An 18,110-nucleotide genomic window follows, 5' to 3' on the forward strand; every position below is an offset into this window, starting at 1 on the left:
TACTTTGCGTGAGGGCGGGAGAGTGGATTCAATCGCCCATGCTTGACAATATCGTTTCTAATAATGGCTTTGCACCTTATGTTTTTTTATATTAAATAAGGGGCTGAAAGCTATGAATACACCATTTATTAGAAACCATCAATACAATGTAATTAAGAAACAAACGGAATTTCTCCAGAAGACACTGCGGTCCGTTGCGGATCAGAGCGTCTTGAAGACGGTAAGATACCGTACAGCTGTGAATATCATCGAAGCGTTCCCTTCTCTGACAATAGAGCAGGAACGGATGCTGGAACAAGTATCGGGCTTAGAGACAGCACATGAATTCCAGAGTTATCTTTACGCGTTAGAACCATACCTGGAGCCATTTCCGCCGATTTCTCCGAAGCAGATCCAGAAGCTGTTCCCGAAGAATAAAAAGCTCAAAATGCCTGATCTGCAATCGATTGACTTCAGATATGTGACCTATCTGAGCTGGGTAGATATAGCTACGAACAAATTGTTCATAGTCTATCCGTCCGAAGGACAATTCATCGGCATCGAGGGAAGAATCACGCCGACCCACAAAAAAGGGTACTGCATGTTCTGCAACCGGCATCAGGAGCTTGCGTTCATAACCGTCAAGACCAAGCCTGCTAATGCGTTGCCTGATCAATATTCTTCCATTGGCCAATACGTATGTATGGACGGCCATGCTTGTAATCAGAGCATTACCAATACAACCTCGCTGGAGAAGTTCATTGACTCCGTTCGTAAATAACAATAACTGTAACAGGCTGCCTCTAGGGGCAGCCTGTTTTGCTGAAGACCCGATTCTATACTATCTATTCGATTGTTCAATTTAATGCGCTTTCATAGTTTTGGGAATCGGAATTCCAATAATTGTGATACCACTCCACCGTTTTTCTGATTCCTTCTTCGAGAGAAGTCTCTGCAGACCAATTGAGCGTGGATTTTGCTTTTTCCGTTGACAGGTATTGATGCAAGATTTCACTGTTTTTTTGATGTTCATAAAGCGGTTCAATATGTTCAAGGTTCATGGCACGTTGAATGATTTCAATAACTTTTTTTATGTCCCACAGCTTGCCTGTTCCAAAATTAAAAACATTACCCGTCCCCTCATTATTTACATAATGGTACATAGCCATATAGGCGGCCATTAAGTCTTGAATATATAGGAAATCTCTCATGTATATCCCGTTGGAAGGGATTCTAATAATTGGCGGAAGTTGTGCATACAACCGCTGTATGGTTCCTGGAATTAACCGGCGGAAATTCAAGTCACCTCCCCCGAAAATATTGCCGAAACGGCCGATCACTATAGGCAAATTAAAGCTATGTCGATAACTCTGAGAAATAAGATCGGAACAAGACTTGGAGGCATCATAGGGATTTCTGCCTTGAATGGGCATCCCTTCATCATAAGGGAGATCGGGACTGTCACCGTAAACCTTGTCACTGGACGCGACTATTATTTTCGATATCTGGTCCTGGTGAATACGGCAAACCTCCAGCAGATTATATGTACCTTTTACATTTGTTTCAAAAGTTTGCCAGGGGATCTGGTAGGCTAAATCTTGAAGGGAAACAGCAGCGAGGTGAAAGATAGTGTTGATTTTCCCGTCTGTAATTGCACGTTCAATCAAGTTGTAATCGGCAATCGAACCATAATAGCAGCGAATCTCCTTGTCCAATCCCAGTTTTGCAAACTGGCTTCGCGGGTTGAACTCACTCAAGACAGAGGTTACTTCAGCACCTTGTTCAATGAGATGATGAGTTAGCCAGGCACCTACAAATCCCGAAGCTCCTGTAACTAAAGCGCGGCAATCCGATAAAGAGCTTTTCATCGTGATAACCTCCCAAAGTATTATGGTCAAGACGAAAGCGAAGGTTGAAATATCCATTTTTGCCGATGATATACCAGTCTCTAAATAATTACAATATATTTTTTTCTTTTATGGCTTTTATCACAAAAAGTACAGTTAAGAGAGAAGAATATAGCCCAACAAAAAAGCCGCTATGCAGGCGGTTTTTTGGAGAGGAGATGTTATTGTCTAAAAGATCTGTAGAATGCACGAATGTCATTGGCCAGCGCTTCCGGTTCTTCCATAGCGGTAAAATGCCCGCCGGCGGGCATGGTGGCCCAGCGGGTTACATTCAGATTGCGCACCGCCCAGGATTTAGGAGGCTGTAATACATCCCGGGGAAAGATGGCTATTCCTGTCGGAACTTCTATGCGGCCCAATGGCGGCAAGGAATGCGTATTTTCATAATACATATGTGCTGTTGAGCCTATGGTGTTAGTCACCCAGTAAATCATAATATGAGTCAACAACTCGTCCATGCTGTATTTCTGGCTGAGGTCCCCCTTACAATCGCTCCAGGTACGGAATTTCTCGATGATCCAGGCTGCCAAACCTACCGGCGAATCGGAAAGTCCATAAGCAAGCGTCTGGGGTTTTGTCGATTGGATGGCCATATAGCCCCCCTCCTGGGAGATCCATTCAGAAGCGTTATTCTTATATTGCCGTTCTTCTTCCGTACATTCCGACTCGTCCTGTAGAGTTAAGAGACTTCTTATAATACCAACATCCGTTAGATGGATTCCATATAAAAGTTCAGGACGGTTTGCGGCCAAATACCGCGTAACACCGGAGCCCATATCTCCGCCTGCAGCGGCAAATTTGGGGTACCCCAATTCTTTTGTCATCAGTTCGGCCCACATCCGGGAGACAATAAAATTGTTGACGCCAGCCCGACTAGGGTGTCCGGAAAATCCGAATCCCGGCAAGGAAGGGACAATGACGTCAAAGGAGTCCTCCGGATTGCCTCCATAACTGGCAGGGTCCGAAAGGAGAGGAATAATTTTTTGATAACGAAGGTAACTGTCGGGCCAGCCATGGGTAAGGATAATGGGGAGAGGGTTAGGTCCTTTGCCGCGCTCGTGTACGAAGTGCACATCTATCCCATCAATATTGGAACGAAACTGGGAAAAGCGGTTCAGCATGGATTCTTGGGCGCGCCAGTCGTAATGATCCCTCCAGTAGGAAACTAGTGATTTTAAAAAACTTAAATCCGTTCCTCTGTCCCAGCCTGAGTGTTCCAGTTCATCGGGCCAACGGATATGGTGCAGCTTATATTGCAGATCGTCAAGAATCTCATTGGAGACATGAATATGAAACGGTTCAACAGCCATTATGGTTCCTCCTTTTTCTTTTTACAACATAATTATATACATTGAGCTTGTATGTTACACTGAATGAAGTGAAGCAATCAACTATACTATTTGACAGGTGATCCTTATGCCACAAGCAGACCGGCACAAAAAACGAACCGTGAATATAGAATTTGCAGCAGTGGAGGATTTTAGTATTCTTCCATATCCAGAACGGTTTACGCTGATTTTTATAACGTCTGGAAGTATAAAGGGGATGCTGAACCAACGTCCAATCTCTGTCAGTGCTCCTGGTGTCCTTTGTTTGGCTGAAGACGCTCAAGTGCAAGTGGTTGAAAAGATTAACGTATCGGCACAATCCTTTCATTTTCACCGCGAATTTCTTAAAAGCGTTAAGCTTTCCGAAGCAAAGGATTATTTTCCTGCACAGCCTAGAATCCAAACAGGGCTTTCCCTTTTTTACAGTAACGAAGTACCTCGTGTAACGGAAAAAGCATATCCGCTATTGCTCGAATGGTTTTTTATACTGGGTATGGAAGTGAAGGCGCAAAGTGATGAACTTTGGGTGTGCAGAATAAAAAAGTACCTCATTCAAATTTTGGGGGTGTTGGAGGAACTGAACCGGACCCGTGAACACTCGCCTGTCGATGCAGTGCTGGACTATATTCACACGAATTATCCGCAAAAGATTTCCTTGGAGGATTTAACAAAATGCGGCCATTTGAACCGTGTGACTCTAAATAAGAGATTTCAGGAAAGGTGCGGGAAGACAGCGATGGGTTACCTGCTTTCACATCGTTTAAAAGTTGCGGGTGACCTTCTCGTACATACAGATATGAGCCTCAATGAAATTGCGCGTGCTACTGGATTTGAGTATGATACCTATTTTATCAAACAGTTTACCGCCAGAAAAGGGATGTCACCGACGACCTATCGGACAGCTTCCCGTAAGTTGGCCAGTGTCAGCAGCTAATCTAATTCTATTGCTGAACACTGCCCGTCCTATGCGGCGGCTTAATCGTTAGCGACCGGACTTATCCCAGCAGTTCTTTGGCTCCGTTCATCAATAAGGGCATAGTCTGTTTAACGAATGATTCCGCACTTATTAGACATCCCTCATTGTTCCAAACGTAAGCCGCCCCATACATCCCCCAGCTTAACATAATAGAAGCTGTATTTATTAAGAATTGCGCATTTGGACCCGATTGCATCTTGTCTTTATCTATAAAGTAAAGAATTAGGGTTTGAATTTTTTCCTTTATTTGATTTTCGAAAGCAAGTCCAAGGGATGTATACCTTCTCTTGCACATAGTGCTTAGACCCTTATGAAAATCGCATACCCCAGAAAAATACTCTGAATGGTTTCCTCATTTAATACTTCGTGACCGCTTATTCTACGATTGATGATTGTCATAAATGATTCCATTAGTTTGGCCTCAAGCATTTCGAATTTATCTGCAAAGTGCGCGTAAAAGGTCGTCCTGTTAACAGTAGCCCGCTCCGCAATATCCCTAACGGTTATCGATTCAAAGTCTTTTTCTTGAAGTAATGCAGCAAAAGCGTCTTGAAGGAGCCGCCGTGTACGAATTACACGAGGATCTGCTTCATTCTTTTTAATTGTCATAGTTAGATCTCCTCAACAAAAAAGACATTATAGAGATGGTGTTGTCTATCCAACGCCTTATGGTTATTGATGATTGTGAATCAACCGGTTGTTATTATAACATACAAATACAGCAGGTGTTGTTCAAACAACTAGTGTTGCATTGAAACAAAATGCTGAATGCAGCATTTCCCAAAGGAGAGAGGACCATGTCGGTTTCACAACGGCCAAAAACGACGGAGCACCAACTTTTTTTCGATGTTATTCAAGAACGCCGGTCGGTTCGCAGCTTTGATCCCGGGATCATAATTTCGCGGGAGGAATTGACCGAAACGTTGCGGCAAGCCACGCTGGCTCCTTCAGCCGCTAACCTGCAGCCGTGGCGGTTTCTCGTGATCGACTCGCCGGAGCTGAAACAGAAGCTGCTTCCGATCGCATTCAATCAACAGCAAGTGGTCGAGGCTTCGGCTGTCATTGCGGTACTCGGAGATGTAGAGTGTTATAAATGGGCAGAGAAAATTTACGGAATGGCGGTCGATGCGGATTTCATGCCTGCAGAGACGGCTAAATCGTTCGTGGAACGCTATACCGGCATGTATTCGAACATGTCTTCCGAGGCCATCCACCAAAAAGTTTATACCGACGGCGGACTAGTATCGATGCAACTTATGCTTGTCGCCCGCGCTAAAGGCTACGACACGGTACCGATGGGCGGCTACGACAAACAAAAGTTCATGGAAGCTTTCCGTATTTCAGAACGCTACGTTCCGATTATGCTGATTGCCATCGGCAAGGCGGCGAAATCCGGTCATCCGACAGTGAGGCTGGCAGTCGATGATGTAACTTTCTTTAACGAGATGCCTGAGGAATAACAAAATGATAAAGACCTTGGCGCCGCATAAACAAAGGCGGGCTAAGGTCTCTTTTACAGGTTCTGCATCTCAGATTCTAACAAGGCGTCGCAATCTTTAATTGGTATTGTGAGCCGAAACGTAAACACGTCATTCACATGATCCAGCGTCAGAGTACCCCCATGTCGTTCAGCGATGTTTCTCGCAATGGAAAGACCCAGTCCGGCACCGGTTTGAATGCCTTCGCTGCTTCTGGAGTGGTCAACTTTATAAAAACGTTCAAACAACTTTTCCTGTTGTTCACGGGTTAGAGGAATTCCCCTGTTTTCAACCTCGATTGCGGCCTGTTTAGGATCTGTTATCATTCGAACGTGGATCGCTCCGGGTTTAATTGAATATTTCAGAGCGTTCATCAGCAAATTATCAATCGCTCTGGCGATTTTATCACTGTCCACAAAAATTAACACAGGAGAGCTGCCCAATATCCTTTATAATATGAATCGCATTATCATGAGCGATCGGTTCAAATTCAAAAAGCAATTGCTTCAGAAGCTGGAACAAATCAATCCGGTGTACATTTTTCCGGGTGTCCATGGAATTGAGCCTAGTGTACTCGAATAGATCATCCAGCAGTTTCTTCAGATGAATGGATTTGTTGTACGTATTTTGCACAAAGCGGGTGTATTCCTCCTGATCCTGGAACGATTTTGTTCTTAAGAGCTCAATGTATCCGATGATACTGGTAAGTGGAGTGCGCAGGTCATGCGAAATTCCGGTAATCAGCTCCATCTTGGATCTTTTTAATCAAGCAGAGAAAGAAGGTGATGGCCGAAGCCTGTACCGGCGGTAAAAAACATTACCGTCCAGACGAAAGCACTGGAATAGGAAATAATGATGAATTTTTTGACAGAACCTCTTGCAGTAGCTTCTCCGCTTTTTGAAAGTGGGGTTTAGGGTAAAGCCGGTGCTTAAACCGTTGTCCAAACCATCTCCCTGCAAAATGGAATAAGGTGATGGCGGTAAGAAATCCGGAGAGAATAGAAAGGTAGGTTATCCCGGAATTCAATACACCAGTGCGGCTCAGAATGGCAGCAGTAAGAACCATAATTTCATTGGGAATGGGGACACCCAAAGGCCCCAAAGAAAAAGCAACATAGAAAAACCAATAACCATACTGGTCAATTAGTGCTAAGAGTGTGTTACTGATCACTTATCGCCCCTTATTATTTGTCTGATACAGAAACTTTAATGAAAAAAGCTGAGGAAATTAAGGGGATAATTCTGAAGAAAATCTGAAGGTTTGGTATATGGTTAAAATATCAACCTTAACGTGCTGATTTCTTCAATTGAGTAGGGATTTACCACATGAATTAAGTGAGTGTAGACCTTTAAGCAAGTATTATAATTACGTAAAATAATAATTTGACGAATAAATATCAATAAGTTATATTGTAATCATGGAGGATTGTACATATATGGATAAACAAATGAAAATGCACTATATGCAACGAATTGATGAAAAACTGTCTGATTTACCTTGGTATGTAACAGAATTTATCGATAGCAAAAAACGAAAGTTATCTCTAACGACACTTCTTAACTACTGCCATGATTACATTATCTTTTTCGATTGGCTGATCGCTGAGAATCTAACTTCATCAATCCGGAAAGAAATACACTTAGAAACGCTGGAACGGTTAACCATTCGTGAAGTGGAAAATTTCCTGTCATTCCTGGATTATCAGCTTGGAAACAAGAAGCTTACGATTAACCGCAAATTATCCTCGCTGAAATCGTTGTTTGATTACCTTCAGAACAAGGCTGAAACCAGCGACCTTAAACCATATATTCAACGAAATGTAATGGCCAAAATGGATTTAAATGCCGTCAAAGAAAGCCAGGAAACCATTGCAAACCGTATTGAAGGTAAAATTCTCAGAGAAGATGATTTTGAATTATTCAGGCAATTTGTAGCGTATGATTTTGGCGAAAAGTATAAGGATAACAAGCGGATTTATACGTTTCATCAGTTTAATCGTGAGCGCGATACAGCAATCGTTTCGCTGATATTAGGCTCAGGACTCCGATTGTCCGAGGTTGCAGGCATTAATATGGATGATCTGGATATGAATAAAGCTCTGGTACGCGTAATACGTAAAGGCGATAAAGAACAATATGTTTATTTTAGCAAACAGGCTTTACTGGATTTAGAAAGTTATCTGCAGATCAGAGAAACCAGATATGTACCAGAAAAACTTGAAAACTATCTGTTTATTGCAGCTCCTGTAGGCCGTAAAGGCAAAAGCCGGCGTTTGACACAGCGCTCAATTGAAAAACTGATTGAAAAGTATGCCACAGCTTTTGGGAAACCTTCACTTACAGTACATTCCCTGAGGCATTCTTTTGCAACACGATATCATTTAGAGAATAACGATGTCCCGAAACTGAAAAATCAATTAGGGCATTCATCCATACAAACAACAATGATATACACACACTTAACAGATGAAGAGATGCGTAACGCTGTAAATAATATGGATCGTTAAACCCGCAGTGTTACGCGGTTTCTTAAAGATATATACACAAAACCCGTATTTTGTACATATGTATGTAGAGAGGCATTATCATCATCACAACAAAAAATATCTCTTGTTGTTGATTGACACAAAGTTCCCCACCTTTTTGACACAAAGTCCCCTCATTTAGGCTTTCCAAGGGAAAATCTTTGGAGTTTGGTTTTACATAGTGTAATTCGTTTCTTTGTAAATAGGTAATTCACATAACTAATAGGGAACTTTGTGTCATCGACTCCTATTGTTGTAGGGAACTTTATGTCATTTTTCTTGCTTATTTAGCATCTTTTAATGGTATTGATCCATTTTATTTGTCAGCAACTCTCATCTCTTCGTTACTTAAATGAGTATAAATCATCGTAGTTTGAATAGATGAATGTCCTAATTGATTTCGTAATTTAATTTGCCTATAGTGATAGGCCGTTTCGGCAATACATATTATCCCGGGGCCATTCGCATTATCTTCTGATAACATCAAACTATAATAACCAATATAAGCCCTATATGTAACCAATAGTGACGTCTCATTTCTGGCACATTAATAGTTTTAATTAAATACCAGAGGGAGACGTCACTATTTTATTGCCGATTTTGTTAAAAGCTGTCTCTATTTTATGGCTGGCGTGAATAAATGCTTTACGCCACCTCCTTACCTTGGGCTAACCGTTATAATCTAGGACTTCGTCCAAGAAATCGAACTGCACCTGGAACCGCAACGCCAGATTGTTGATTTGGCAATGGAAATCGGCACCATCCTCTGCTTTCCCTATCCACAAAGCCTTCTTCTTGGAGGACGCTTTTTCATAACACTCCGTTGCCTGCCTCACAACCTCCGGACCCTCAGATTCCGCACGAATAGACAGGAAAGCACACTTGAGATCTCGCGGATCGAACTCCATATTATTTTCTGTTGCAGGCAGCCATTCTACAATGCTGTCGAAGCCATGCATCCAACATACTCGATGAAGTGTTACTCGGGAGAGCCAAGGCAAACTATTTATGATCTTCTTCGACTCTTCTGGATCCCCCATAACGAACGGAGGCATAACACCATTTTTAATCACGAGTGGCCAAGAGTATAGTGGCGCACTAGCAACTAACGCGGCAAAACGATCATCATTAGCCGCATTTAACGTACTCTTCATGCCACCATAACTATCGCCGCATACTACCAGCCGTTTAGCATCTACGTCAGGACGAGCAACGAGAAAATCAGTGGCTGCATGATAGGCGCCTAACAGATCGGCTTTGGGGAAGTTCTTTGCTGTGACCTCAGGGTCATAGGACCTTGGTTGTACATCATAAGGCAGATCCACAAGCAATGCATTATACCCTCGCTCGATGGCCTCTTTCCCCCAAGGAAAAAGGTGTCCTCCTTGTGTGATTCGCCACCGTTGTGGAAAAGGATCGTCGGCTTTGGCTTGTTACTGTTCTCAGCCTTCAGAAAGATACCCGGGAACTTATAGCCTTTGTATTCTATTTCCACAAACTCATGGTTAATCGTTTTAGACATAGCGTCAAGATATTTCTTGAAGCACTCTACAGTCTTGAAATAGACTGGAAAGAAATCCGCATCCGCCGGATCTATCGCGCAGTAGGCTGCTCGGTAGTACCCGAAGGCTCGCAAGAACGCTTGGCCGGCGCTGATCCTATGTCCTTTTTTCAGGCAGTCTTCACCGATTGCTTCAATCTTTCTTGCCTCTTTCTCAAACTCCTCCTTCCAGCTCACAGCAGACTTCGCATCAACTTTGCGAGCGACTTTGAACAGCTCACCTGGCGTGCAGGCACCGTAAGCTATCCAACCAACAAACCATTGAAATATGAAATCCAGGTCTTCGTCTTCGGGGTCCATGAAGAAGAGTCTGCTTTCCGGATTCATCCGTTCTGCTAATATCTCACCATTTTGTACTGATGACATTTCTCTCATCTCCTTTTTTGTAATCGTTCTTTGATCATCCCCTGCATGAGTTCTTCCAGGATCAATCCTTGCTCTCGAAATAATAATAAATGAAAGCCTAATTTACCTCCTTCCCGGCAGGCGGTTTCATTTACCCGGCTCCCGCCATAACTCTTTTCTGCAAAGACTGTCATAGCCGAATCAAATATCAATTGTTTAGACGGCGTTCCCCTTGAGCAATCATCTGCGTTATACCTTTGATTACCATTTCCAGAAAATCAGAAACCAACTGTGTTTCTTTCTGATCCAAGCCTGCCATAAACTCCTGCCAAACCTCCCACATGCATTCATGGTGCTTTTGATGCCCATCACAGATTCGTTCTCCTAAGGGGGTAAGCCGGGAAAAAACTTCCTTGCGGTTACCCTTTTTTTGTAAGACTCAATCAGCTCTTTATCCAGCAGTTTCTTCGTACCTTGGCTAACCGCTCCGCTAGTCATTTCCGAATACGCGGCCAGTTCACTTACATTTGCTCCCTCCTGGGACTTTACAGCCTCCAGCAGGTGGATCTCTGAATGGGACAGCAGGAAATCAACCCCATAGGACCAAGGCGTCTGTATCTCCTGAAGGAGTAGGTTCGCCATCTGATAAAATTTTTCCACTAAAATCTCATTATTTTCCATAGTATCTAAATAATATAGCAACTAAATGATTTTGTCAATTAGTTTGGTCCTCCTTTGCGGGAAGTAATCTGTCTTCTAGCTTACATTTATCCAGTACGGTATGGATGTAAATTTGATCGTCTTCGCTTAAAACAAAATCGTTTGTAATATCTATAGCGAATTCAGTAGCAAGTAAATAGGTGAATGGAGTTAACTCGAAGACTGTCCTCATATCCCGCATACCTGGCCGGATATCTTGGTGTGGCTCTCATGACGGGTTCAGATCCTCCAAGCCACTATACTGTGGGTGATGCAATCCCCGCGGCGGGCAATTTCATAGCCCGCACTCCACCGCTCCTACTGAATATCCATTTTATTATATTTCCTGGAATTTATTCAGCTCCGCTCCGGCTTCCATTCCAAGGCTAGTCGTCGCAAACGGACATTCCTTCGGAGGTGAAGCACATTTGGACGCCGCCCCCCTGCTGCTGCATAAGCGCTGGCCCCGAAGCCGATGGCTACTACGGAGAAGTCCGGGCTTGTATCCAACAGCTTCACTCCGAAGCCGTCGTATTGCAGCTCCTTGACGATGGCACCGTCCAGCCCCACCACCAGCTGCGGTGTCCCCACCGCGTCGGTGATCATATAGTAGCGCCGGTCCCCTTGTTCCAGACCCACGAGCAGACCATTCTCATCATAGAGATACGCTGTCGCTTCCCCCGATGGAGCGATGACCGTTGTAGGTAACAACGGAGCCAGCATGTTGCGGGGGTGGTCCCTAACTTATCCTCCCGTGCAATTCTTCGGCCCCCATGGACACCGTACACGAAAGCATCCTCTCCCTGCCGATTCAGATATGCGCCTCGCCCGGGAGCTCCAACTACCCTTCACAGCCATATCCCACAGGACCCCAAGCGAAATCGCGGAGGAAGCCATTAAGCGCGGAGTGGTTTTATATGCCGTTTGGCAGCTATTAAACTATAATCCTTATTCAAAATCCCAAAGATTCACCAACGAGGATAACCTTTATTCTCCCCGCCGGTTTACACATTCTTGTTTGGACGATGTAAGAACAGATACAATCATCTGTTTTACAATCTCCGCAAGCACCATTGATCAGGCAGGGCGTTTTTTGCGGCGAATGTAAAAATGGGTTGGACGAACACGAACAGCGGTATACATTAATGGGGGCCGCATATGTTCTGGCTCTTATAACTGCGTCTTCAGCGGTCTTGCAAACCTTATTCATCCCAACGACAGCAATAACACTTTTCGGTCCAAAGGTAATCGCCGCTGTTCGATTGCCCACACTATCTATATTGACCAATATGCCATCTTCGCTAACGGCGTTAAAGCTCGTTAAATAGGTGTCGCACAAAAGAGATTGGCGCATGAGGTCATAACGTTCCTCCATTGTTTGCGCTTTATCACGATCAGTGATCATATAGCTGCCTTGATGTACTCGATTAAGAAGCCCGATTTCCTCAAGCGTAACTGACCCACCCCATGATACCGAAGAATGCTCCGGAATAAATGATAGTGCCTTTTCTACAGCTTCTATGGCGTTATCACAGTAATAAGCCTCAAACTTTCTGCTTTGCAGATTTTTAATAACCTTTGAGGCTAAAAGTCGATTTCTCGCTTTTATTGAATTTTCTTTCCCTTGCATTGTTTTCCCTCCATTCTGACGTTAGAAAAGGTGACTAACTTCTTTTGTATTTACGATTAATATAGTATAGTAAAAAGAAAAAATATGTTGCACATGCAACGAGGAGCCTCTCATGAACAACTTAGTTTCCCTATGTCAATCACGTTTATTTTCGGGGATTTCCCCAAATGATATTCCCAAAATGCTTAAATGTCTGTCAGCCACACGGAAAGAATATGCAAAAGATGAGATGGTTGTCCGTGAGGGCGATTTAGTTGATGATGTCGGCATCATATTGCAGGGTAGCGCTCAAAGTACGAAATTGAGCGTCACGGGAAAACAAATTATTGTATCCCTCCATTATCCGGGTGGATATACCGCAGTTTTAACAGCGGCTAGCCGTGGAAGAAGATGCCCTATGTCAGTACAGGCAATAGAACCACTTGAAGTTCTGTTTATTCCTATCAAAAGCATATTGAGCCGTTGTACGAAGTTATGTATGGCACACGAACAATTACTTGGCAATCTTTTTGATAGTATTGCAGAACGAGCGTTAGAACTGCATGACCGAAATGATTGTCTGATTATGCCTACTATTCGGGATAAGGTCTTAACTTATTTAACAAGAGTTATGCGTGAAACTGGAACAGAAACTTTTACTATTCCTTTTGATAGAGAAGCGATGGCCGAGTATTTAGATGTAGATCGAAGTGCTTTATCCAGAGAGCTTTCATGGATGAAGCGGGACGGCTTGATTGACTTTTATAGAAACGAATTTAAGCTATTGCAAAAAGCAGTAGAATAAGCCTGCAGTTGTGGACCTAAAGACCTCCCGTTCACGCGCAATCGAGATTTACGGCCTCCTGCTCAAGTCCAGATACCCCATTTTTGCATGGATATCCCAGGTAATTCGAATCGATAGACCCATCGCTCCGGGGCTATGCCTTTTGTTATACTTCCAAGTGAGGTTTCAAACCTTCTAGAATCAGGAATTTAATCGCAGCAACCTTCATTTCGCACGTAAATTCAAAACCCGCACAGAGGAGCGCAAAGACATGAACTTTTTCAAAAAACTGTTTGGCGGCAATGAAATGGGCAAATCGGAAGACGGTACCACAATTTACGGCTATGACGCTCCGGATGAGCGGCAGGTTACGCCTCCCTCCGAAATTTTGTACATGGAAGAATTAAACGAACATTTTAATAAAGTCTTTCCAAACCGAGAAACCGGCGTGTTCCATGAACTGATTTCAGACATCGTACATATTGATGTGAACATTATGGAAGCTACACCTGATGAGCCATACCGAGTGCTGTACACCAATGGGATGAGCGATCTGCCGATGACACTCCCACAGGAGATCCGTAAAGAGTACAAGCATCTTGAACGCACGGAGCTGATGATGTTTTTGCCGGCGGACTGGCCGCTTACGCAGAAGGATTTTGAAGCGGAGGAGAACTACTGGCCGATCCGGCTGATGAAGATGCTTGCCCGGTTCCCGCATATGTATCAGACGTGGCTTGGATACGGCCATACCATCCCCAACACGGAGGATTACGAGCCATATGCGCCTAACACTGAGCTGTCCGGCGCGATCCTGTTTGCTCTGCCGGAAGAGGTTAGCACAGTCCATACGAAAGATGGCAATCAGGTTCAGGTTTATTTCCTGGTTCCGCTTTACCGGGAGGAAATGGAATTCAAACTGGAGTCCGGTATCGATGAACTGGTTGCCAAGCTGTCCGAGCTGCCCGGTGATTTCCTCGTTCTGAATCCGAATAGACCCAATGCTTGTAAATAACTGCCCGGATTAACGGGTTTGAAACAGCTTTAAAAGGCTGAGCCTAAGTAATGGATATGACTTTGGGTTCAGCCTTTTTATTAGAATGTAAATCCCACGTGTAGCTCTAGTGTATCAGAGCAGTCACTGCGGCAAATTTGGACTTCCGGCAATGCTCTGTTCATAAGAAACCGCCCCTTTTCGATTTCCGTTACTCAGTGACTGAAAAGTATCTCTCCTCTAAAGATATTCGACTTCTCCCCTAGCTCACTAACTCCTTTGATCAGCTCTTCTACGCGCTTGGCTTAGTTTTAGATGATTATCTAATCGGCAATGGGACCAAGTTCTTGTCTTGAGAAAAGGACAAGAACTTGGTCCGTTAAAACAGAAAACCCACGCTGGGCGCGGATTCTAATGGGATTATGTTCATTAATAGATCTTTACCTTCTGCTTTGACTGGAACATTGAAAAAAATTAATCGAAAAAGCTAAATATCAGGTGTTATCTCCGGTGGATCTTGATGAAATCACTAGTGGAAAGACCCGTCACCTCTTTGAACACCTTGTAGAAATACTTGGGATCCGTGAACCCCAGCAGTGACGAAATTTCATATCCGCTCAATTCGCTCTGCATCAGCAACTCTTTGGCCCGGTTCATCTTCTTCTCCCGGACATAAGCATTGAAGTTGTTGCCGACCTCCTTGGCAAACAGCAGGCTTAAGTACTCTGGGGTAATACGAAGCTTATCCGCCACCTCCAATTGTGTAATCCGCTCATGCAGGTGCAGATCAACGTAATGGATCACCCGCTTAATTACAGGGCTATATTCAAGCTTATAATCACGGACTGAATCCTGCATTTCTGCATGCAGCTCCAGCAGGGTGCTGCTTAATTCGGACCAGGTCAGAGAATCCATCAGCTTGAGATATACCCTCCTGAGATTCAGCGTCTGTTCCCACTTGAGAGAAGCTTTGTGAGCTGCGTTGACTATCGCGGAGCAGAACTGCACGAATGCATGAATGACATCTTCCGGATGGTATAGCTTTGATCTCCAGTAATGCAGAAACTCCTGGCAAGTGGAGTACATTGTATTTAAATCTATAGCATGGATCTCCAGAATGATCTGTCGCTCAAGCTCAACCGGATAGCGGACAATCTGCGTCACCAGTGTCTGGATGCGCTCATGATCAATTACGATTTGATCGCCCAGCACAATCGACCATTGGAGGTCATTCTTCAGCTCAGTTAGCTGCATCCTGAAGCTTGTCATGTCCTCGCACTTAATAAATCCGCTGGCCATATTCGGCGGCGTCTGTTCTGCCATTAACATCTGCTTGATTACTCTGTAGAATTGATCAATACTCTGCTGATCTGTTAATAACAGTAGATGCAGATGATCAGCTGGCAAAGCAAAAGTATAAACCGGCCCCTTCATCGTCTTATCCAGTTGGCTGTTCAGCAGTTTCTCCCACGATTGTTCAGCCTCATTACGCTTCTCATGCAAATATATAGCTGCAAGGTAGAACGGCTGGCGGATATTTAGGTTGTATTCCTTGAGCAGTCGTTCTGCAAGGACTTCCAGATTCACAGGGGCTCCGAGCAGAAGGCTGTTGAAGTAATAATCGAAGGGTGCGGCTCCCTCCTTTTGGGCTGTATCGAGGCTTCTCTGCAATTCGATGGACAACGAAAGTTCTGCCAGCACTCTGCGCAGCTCATTTTCCGTAAACGGTTTCAATAAATACTCCTGAACACCTGCACTGATTGCCCGCTTTGCGTACTCGAACTCCGAATAGCCGCTTAGAATGACAGAGCGGTACTCGAAATGCTGCGCCTTCAGCTTCTCGAGCATTTCCAGACCGCTCATATCCGGCATCTTAATGTCGGTAATAATTAAGTCCGGCTGCAGTTCCAGAATGGTCCGCTCCCCGTCCGTGCCATTTTCCGCTTCGCCGACCACTTGATACCGCTCATTCATCTGTTCGATGAATTGAATAATTCCCCTGCGAAGGGTCGCCTCATCCTCAACAACAACAATCCTCATTTCGTTAGTCCTCCCTCTTCAGGACATTGGGGATTTCTAACAGAACTTGCGTTCCTTCCCCTAATTGACTGGTAATATTCCAGCGGCAGTCCTGCCCGTAATAGAGTCTTAGACGGGTAAACACATTATGTATTCCCAGCCCGCCACCCTTCTTTTTTACCGTCTGTTCTTTGCAATTCAAGACTTGGGCAAGCTGCTCAGGAGTCATCCCCCGGCCATTGTCTGTGATTCGAATCTGGATGCAGCTACTCTTGTAACCGCCGACAGTGACCGTAATAAGCCCACCGGTACGGCAGCCCTCCAGTCCATGCAGTATGGCATTCTCAATAAAGGGCTGAAGCAGCAGCTTGTAGATTTTGCAATCCACCACTGCCTCCTCTACTTCCAGGACACATTCGAAGGAATGCTCAAAGCGAATTTGTTGTAAGTAAATATATTGCCGCAGCCACTCCATTTCCTTCCGTATAGGGACGATTTCATTGCTTGGGCTAATCGTGTATCGGAGTATTTGCGCCAGATTCTTGAGCATGTGGCTGATCTTATATTGCTCATTCTCAATGGCGATCCAGTTAATCGTATCCAGAGTGTTGTACAGGAAATGAGGATTAATCTGCGCCTCTAGCGCTTTAATCTCAGCTTCTTTCTGCTGCCTTGCTGCAATCTTGACATCTTCCACCAATTCCTTAATCTGGCCGATCATGCTGTTAAAGCTAGAGGAGATTATGGCGATTTCGTCCTCCGTATGGAAGTTAAGCTGAATATCCAGATTCCCCCTTTTGGCAGAAGTCATGGCACGGACAATCGTTCGGAGCGAATGAGTGAATTTTCCGGAGAAATAGACGGCCAGCAGCAGCGAGAATACAATCGTCAGCACACCGATCATCAGATACAGACGCTGGTGGGATTGCATTTCACGGAACATCTCCTTTTTATCGGTAACGTTGACAAAGCTCCAGCCAAGTGTGCTGTCCATTTGTTTGTTCACCAGCACAGGTTTTTTGTTCCAGCGCTCAGCCCATACACTTGATACGGTACTTCCGCTGGTGAGTTTAATGGCATGTTGATTCAAGAAATTTGTCTCCGGCTCACCGATCAATGTTTTCTCCGGGAAGGAGATTACGGTCTGATTGTGGTCAACAATGTAATTGAATCCGCTGCCATTTAGATGCATATTCGCATAATTTACACCCTCGGACAGTACTTCTTCTTTCAGGCTAATCACGATTACGCCGATTGTATTCTTATTCTGCCTTCCTATATCAAACATTCTTTTAGCCAGATGGAATAAATGTGTGGACTTCTCCCCGTACTGGTCAGCATATTCGGTCGGGAGGATCACCGTTTGATCGGTCTGCCCCGCCTGCTTATAGAATACCGTGTCCGTAATCTGCCCTCCGAATTTGGCCCAATAGTGCTGAGTGGCAAGTCCGGTTATCTTGTCATAGCATACGACTAACTCATTCGGCATGAGAATGGAAATGTTCGAGATTCCATCCTTGGAATTGGCCAGTATCCCCAGTTTTTCCCGCAGCTTGCCAAATGAGATGATCTGTTCATTGTCTGAACCATGTGTCATCTTCAGAGTCAGCTGAGTGATATCCTCGTCTGTGAAAATTTGATATAGCAGGTCATTATACGAGGCAATCTCCCATTCTACACTGCGGGCGGCCTGAATCAGATTTCCTTCCAGCAGCTCATTTATTTTGTGCTGCATCGATCTGGCAGTGCTGGTGTATACAATAAACTGCACCACCATGAGCGGCAGGATGGCTGTGAACAGGAAGGAGAGAATCAGTTTACCTTTCAGACTCCGCTTGTAGCCTTTGAACATGCTTCTTATTAAACCAATCATTCTATTCATTAATATCCCTCAGCGCGGTATCGT

19 protein-coding genes and 1 pseudogene are annotated in these 18,110 nt (G+C 44.3%); 6 read left to right on the forward strand and 14 right to left on the reverse strand.

Translation table 11 applies throughout. The features are described from left to right. The first annotated feature begins 112 nt into the window (after window positions 1–112). The gene (locus tag JI735_RS24750; protein WP_039837221.1) at window positions 113–760 is read left to right on the forward strand and encodes a FusB/FusC family EF-G-binding protein; all 648 of its coding nucleotides are present in this window, start codon (window positions 113–115) and stop codon (window positions 758–760) included. Window positions 761–836: 76 nt separating this feature from the next. On the opposite strand, the gene JI735_RS24755 is transcribed toward JI735_RS24750, so the two are convergent. After that, complete coding sequence (locus JI735_RS24755) at window positions 837–1,847, reverse strand: GDP-mannose 4,6-dehydratase (RefSeq protein ID WP_051052044.1); 1,011 nt, start codon at window positions 1,845–1,847, stop codon at window positions 837–839. 200 nt (window positions 1,848–2,047) lie between these two features. After that, window positions 2,048–3,196 (reverse strand): epoxide hydrolase family protein, encoded by a 1,149-nt coding sequence (locus tag JI735_RS24760; RefSeq protein ID WP_039837220.1) that lies wholly within the window; start codon window positions 3,194–3,196, stop codon window positions 2,048–2,050. A gap of 106 nt (window positions 3,197–3,302) precedes the next feature. Here JI735_RS24760 and JI735_RS24765 point away from each other — a divergent pair, with 106 nt between their 5' ends. Next, window positions 3,303–4,148, forward strand: coding sequence for a helix-turn-helix domain-containing protein (locus JI735_RS24765; protein ID WP_039837219.1), 846 nt, complete (start codon window positions 3,303–3,305; stop codon window positions 4,146–4,148). A gap of 61 nt (window positions 4,149–4,209) precedes the next feature. On the opposite strand, the pseudogene JI735_RS37515 reads toward JI735_RS24765, so the two are convergent. Beyond that, window positions 4,210–4,799 (reverse strand): annotated as a pseudogene (locus JI735_RS37515) (TetR/AcrR family transcriptional regulator). A 188-nt stretch (window positions 4,800–4,987) separates the two neighbouring features. On the opposite strand from JI735_RS37515, the gene JI735_RS24775 reads away from it, so the two are divergent. Beyond that, window positions 4,988–5,650: a nitroreductase family protein gene (locus JI735_RS24775; RefSeq protein WP_202676537.1), complete on the forward strand. Its 663-nt coding sequence runs from the start codon at window positions 4,988–4,990 to the stop codon at window positions 5,648–5,650. 53 nt (window positions 5,651–5,703) lie between these two features. Here JI735_RS24775 and JI735_RS38155 read toward each other — a convergent pair whose 3' ends face one another. The 3 genes from JI735_RS38155 to JI735_RS24785 form a co-directional block, all read right to left on the reverse strand. Then, on the reverse strand, window positions 5,704–6,084 hold the full coding sequence (locus JI735_RS38155) for a sensor histidine kinase (RefSeq protein ID WP_459213567.1): 381 nt from the start codon (window positions 6,082–6,084) through the stop codon (window positions 5,704–5,706). Then, the gene (locus JI735_RS38160) at window positions 6,074–6,418 is read right to left on the reverse strand and encodes a histidine kinase dimerization/phospho-acceptor domain-containing protein (protein WP_459213568.1); all 345 of its coding nucleotides are present in this window, start codon (window positions 6,416–6,418) and stop codon (window positions 6,074–6,076) included. The genes JI735_RS38155 and JI735_RS38160 overlap by 11 nt, the downstream gene beginning before the upstream one ends. Before the next feature lie 67 nt (window positions 6,419–6,485). Further along, window positions 6,486–6,839 carry a DedA family protein gene (locus JI735_RS24785; protein ID WP_051052041.1) on the reverse strand — a complete coding sequence of 118 codons (354 nt, stop codon included), beginning with the start codon at window positions 6,837–6,839 and terminating at the stop codon, window positions 6,486–6,488. Window positions 6,840–7,104: 265 nt separating this feature from the next. On the opposite strand from JI735_RS24785, the gene xerS reads away from it, so the two are divergent. Further along, complete coding sequence (xerS, locus tag JI735_RS24790; RefSeq protein WP_039837215.1) at window positions 7,105–8,175, forward strand: tyrosine recombinase XerS; 1,071 nt, start codon at window positions 7,105–7,107, stop codon at window positions 8,173–8,175. A gap of 686 nt (window positions 8,176–8,861) precedes the next feature. On the opposite strand, the gene JI735_RS24795 is transcribed toward xerS, so the two are convergent. The 6 genes from JI735_RS24795 to JI735_RS24820 all read right to left on the reverse strand — a co-directional run bounded on the left by JI735_RS24795 (window position 8,862) and on the right by JI735_RS24820 (window position 12,428). Then, the gene (locus tag JI735_RS24795) at window positions 8,862–9,518 is read right to left on the reverse strand and encodes an alpha/beta hydrolase (RefSeq protein WP_233476516.1); all 657 of its coding nucleotides are present in this window, start codon (window positions 9,516–9,518) and stop codon (window positions 8,862–8,864) included. After that, complete coding sequence (locus tag JI735_RS24800; RefSeq protein ID WP_202677731.1) at window positions 9,437–10,120, reverse strand: hypothetical protein; 684 nt, start codon at window positions 10,118–10,120, stop codon at window positions 9,437–9,439. Before JI735_RS24800 ends, JI735_RS24795 begins: the two co-directional genes overlap by 82 nt. 5 nt (window positions 10,121–10,125) lie before the next feature. Then, window positions 10,126–10,311, reverse strand: a complete 186-nt coding sequence (locus JI735_RS24805) for a hypothetical protein (protein WP_039837213.1) — start codon at window positions 10,309–10,311, stop codon at window positions 10,126–10,128. A 172-nt stretch (window positions 10,312–10,483) separates the two neighbouring features. Next, window positions 10,484–10,759, reverse strand: coding sequence for a MarR family transcriptional regulator (locus tag JI735_RS24810; RefSeq protein WP_202676539.1), 276 nt, complete (start codon window positions 10,757–10,759; stop codon window positions 10,484–10,486). Window positions 10,760–11,155: 396 nt separating this feature from the next. Then, window positions 11,156–11,509 (reverse strand): hypothetical protein, encoded by a 354-nt coding sequence (locus JI735_RS24815; RefSeq protein ID WP_202676540.1) that lies wholly within the window; start codon window positions 11,507–11,509, stop codon window positions 11,156–11,158. Window positions 11,510–11,750: 241 nt separating this feature from the next. Next, the gene (locus JI735_RS24820; protein WP_039837208.1) at window positions 11,751–12,428 is read right to left on the reverse strand and encodes a lactate utilization protein; all 678 of its coding nucleotides are present in this window, start codon (window positions 12,426–12,428) and stop codon (window positions 11,751–11,753) included. A 112-nt stretch (window positions 12,429–12,540) separates the two neighbouring features. Between JI735_RS24820 and JI735_RS24825 the strand changes: the two genes are divergently transcribed. Together JI735_RS24825 and JI735_RS24830 are read left to right on the forward strand one after the other, a co-directional pair. After that, window positions 12,541–13,212, forward strand: a complete 672-nt coding sequence (locus JI735_RS24825; RefSeq protein ID WP_039837207.1) for a Crp/Fnr family transcriptional regulator — start codon at window positions 12,541–12,543, stop codon at window positions 13,210–13,212. A gap of 250 nt (window positions 13,213–13,462) precedes the next feature. Next, complete coding sequence (locus JI735_RS24830; protein ID WP_039837206.1) at window positions 13,463–14,206, forward strand: suppressor of fused domain protein; 744 nt, start codon at window positions 13,463–13,465, stop codon at window positions 14,204–14,206. A gap of 480 nt (window positions 14,207–14,686) precedes the next feature. Here the strand turns inward: JI735_RS24830 and JI735_RS24835 are convergent, their stop codons facing one another. Both JI735_RS24835 and JI735_RS24840 read right to left on the reverse strand, forming a co-directional pair. Further along, a complete protein-coding gene (locus JI735_RS24835) occupies window positions 14,687–16,225 on the reverse strand; it encodes a response regulator (RefSeq protein ID WP_039837205.1) in 1,539 nt (512 codons plus the stop codon). A 4-nt stretch (window positions 16,226–16,229) separates the two neighbouring features. After that, window positions 16,230–18,086: a cache domain-containing sensor histidine kinase gene (locus JI735_RS24840; RefSeq protein ID WP_202676541.1), complete on the reverse strand. Its 1,857-nt coding sequence runs from the start codon at window positions 18,084–18,086 to the stop codon at window positions 16,230–16,232. Between the last annotated feature and the right edge of the window lie 24 nt (window positions 18,087–18,110).

The organism is Paenibacillus sonchi (assembly GCF_016772475.1).
Lineage (GTDB): Bacteria > Bacillota > Bacilli > Paenibacillales > Paenibacillaceae > Paenibacillus_AQ > Paenibacillus_AQ sonchi.